The organism is Bartonella sp. AP57NXGY (assembly GCF_042195805.1).
Lineage (GTDB): Bacteria > Pseudomonadota > Alphaproteobacteria > Rhizobiales > Rhizobiaceae > Bartonella.
Genome location: NZ_JBHIOZ010000070.1, coordinates 2,737 through 5,566, shown reverse-complemented (window position 1 = coordinate 5,566; position 2,830 = coordinate 2,737). Strand labels below are relative to the sequence as shown.

1 protein-coding gene is annotated in these 2,830 nt (G+C 36.7%); it reads right to left on the bottom strand.

Features of this window, described 5'->3' with window-relative positions; translation table 11 throughout:
• Positions 1-983: 983 nt before the first annotated feature.
• The gene (locus ACFIL8_RS06830) at positions 984-2,261 is read right to left on the bottom strand and encodes a ubiquinone biosynthesis hydroxylase (protein WP_375681261.1); all 1,278 of its coding nucleotides are present in this window, start codon (positions 2,259-2,261) and stop codon (positions 984-986) included.
• Between the last annotated feature and the right edge of the window lie 569 nt (positions 2,262-2,830).

Sequence of the window (2,830 nt, the reverse complement as noted above, 5' to 3'; positions counted from 1 at the left end):
TTTATAGAATTTATGACATATTTCTGAGCGTTTGTGATTAAAATTCATTTATGAGCGTTTATGAATAATGAATAAAGAGTGTATTTGAAAATAAAAGGATTGGATCATTTCTATTGCGGTTTATCTTCTTTTATGGTGTGAAATAGGGGGGTATGCAGGTTTACAATTGTGTGTGATGGTATAGAGTGCGGAACACTTTGTTATATATCGGAATATTTTTTCTAAAATTGTGTGGTATTCCACAATAAGTTAAAGAGTTTGTCTGAGAAGCAGAATGCCCCAAACGGAATACATTTATGTTTCCAATTTACGCGCTTTTTTAAAAGAAAAATTTTTCAATGCAACTAAGCTTATTTTATGGCGCTTCTCGTGAATAGTATAACGTAAAAGCCCCTATGATCATATAAAATTCATTGTACACCACCATTTTTACTTCAATAAAAAGTATAAGCCGGCGTCCTTATACACTTTACTCGCCTCCAATATTGCTAAAGTCCTTAGTTCTTGAGAGAGGGAGGCTTTTGTCGCTTTGTTTAATTGTTTTATTTATACGACACTTTCGCTTGTGATGTGCAAGCGAATGATTTTGATTGCTTCAACATGAGAGAGATTTGAAATAAGGGTATTTTATGATCTTTAGATTTCTCACTCAATATGAGAACAATGAACTTATTATTATAAATAAAAGTGTTGTGTGCTAAAAAGTCTTGTTTATTTTATTATGCCGTGAAATGGCTTCTTTTAAGGTGTGGTGATATAAAGCAACAACCTCTTTGAGATATTAAACGTTTTTTTCAGTGCGTAGTGAATACTCTCATAATGTAGCTTGCTTGTCGAGTTTTATGTTAAGTGAAATATGGGAGGAGGAAGTCAAGAAAAAATTACTCGACAGGAATCCGGTTTGTAAACAGATTGGATGAGATAGGAATTTTTTGTTCTTTGAAGGAGGAAGGGAAAGGTTGTAAAATAGTATGAATTTTTGCTTAAAGTGGGAAGCCGCGTAGAAGACGTGGGGCATTTGGAGAGAGTCCGGCAGCTTCTTGAATGAAGTATTTTTTTATTTTTGGTGCTTGATTAATGATTCCAAGGCCGGTATCGCGGAGCATCCGTAAAAGAAGGCTATCATTAGAAAAGAGTTTATTAAGCCAATCATTGCTTAAAGCCATACGGACAATTTCAAAACGTCTCCAGCTTTGATAGCGCTCTAAAGCCGTGAGGGAGCCAATGTCAAGACCTAGTCGTGCTGTTTCAATAATCACTTCAGCCAGCGCAGCGCTATCGCGTAATCCTAAATTGAGTCCTTGTCCTGCAATGGGGTGGATGGTATGGGCGGCATCGCCAGCGAGAGCAAAACGTGGTTTAACGCATTGACGTGTTAAAGAAAGACTCAAAGGAAAAGCTTGACGTTCGCCATCCCAAGAGAGTTTGCCTAATCGATGGCCAATGCGTCTTTCGAGTTCTGTTTCAAAAATAAGTGCATCAGCTTTGAGATAATATTGCGCAGTTTTATGATCTTCATTCCACACAATGGCGGATCGGTTGCCTTTGAGAGGGAGAAGAGCAAAAGGACCGGCAGGTAAAAAATGTTGAATTGCTTGACCATTATGGGGTTTTTCATGTTCAACTGTGCAGATGATTGCTGTTTGTTTATAGGGATGAGAAAAGTTTTTAAGATCTGCTTTTTGGCGTAATTTCGAATGGGCTCCATCAGCTGCAATAAGCAATTTTGTTTGCCAAACCTCTTCATTATTTAAAGTGACGGTTGTATGTTGGTCTTCTTGATGAAAATCAATGACACGGGTGTTTGTAATAACAGGGATATTGAGATCTTTGACACGTTTTTTTAAAGTGTTGATGAGTTCTCTATGCTCTACCATAGCAGCAAAGGGCTCGCCGGGATTAATGTCGCCTTCAAAGGTTAAAAGAGTGGGTTTGACAGGATCATTTGTGCTTGTATCTGTGATGATCATTGAATGAATGGGTTGCGCATAGGGTTTTATAGATTCCCAACATTGTAATTGTTTTAACATACGAATAGAAGCAGCAGCAAGGGCAATGGTTCGTATGTTAGAAGCAGGGGTATCTCCTTGTGGAGCAGCATCAACGATTTTTATTTTCAGATTAGGGGCTGTTTGCTTGAGTGCTATCGCTAGGGTTAAACCGACAGCTGCCCCCCCTGCAATGAGCAGATCACATTGTTTAGTTTTATGAGATTTAATTTTTTTATTGGGTTGTACGTTTTTATTGCGATTAGAACACACAATACTTCTTCCATTGTTTATAGTTTGCTTTCTTTTAAAAAGAATATCTTTTTACATTGCTAAAATATCTTAACCTTTACTTTTCTCTCTGCTTTACAAAAACGAGGTTTCTTTTTAGCGCCAATCTGATGACAGATTGGTTTTTCAGAGTTTTTCTGCTTAATCATTTATGTGATTCATCTTACAGATTTATCGGATAAGCTTTTTTAAATATCTTCTTCAATTCTTTTTACACTTGGTTGATAAAAAAGAAAACTAAAAATAAACAAAGATGGTTGTGTATTTTTTTAGTTGTGTGAGTTGCTTCAGTATGCTTGTCCTGAAAGGGGCCATTTCGTTAGTATGATAGATAAAAATTGTGGTCATTCGTGATGGTTAAAACAGTATTCATATTTTGCCGTTATCATGGTGTAGCGTAAAAAATATTATTTGTTTAGGAAGGTGCTTATAGCACCCATGTAACACTTTACACATGAGGTGTTTTTTGGTTGATCGTGTGGATAAATATTCAGGGAGGGCTTTTTGTGCGCCTTATGAACGATTGTCTCTTAGGGTGGTGGGTATATGAA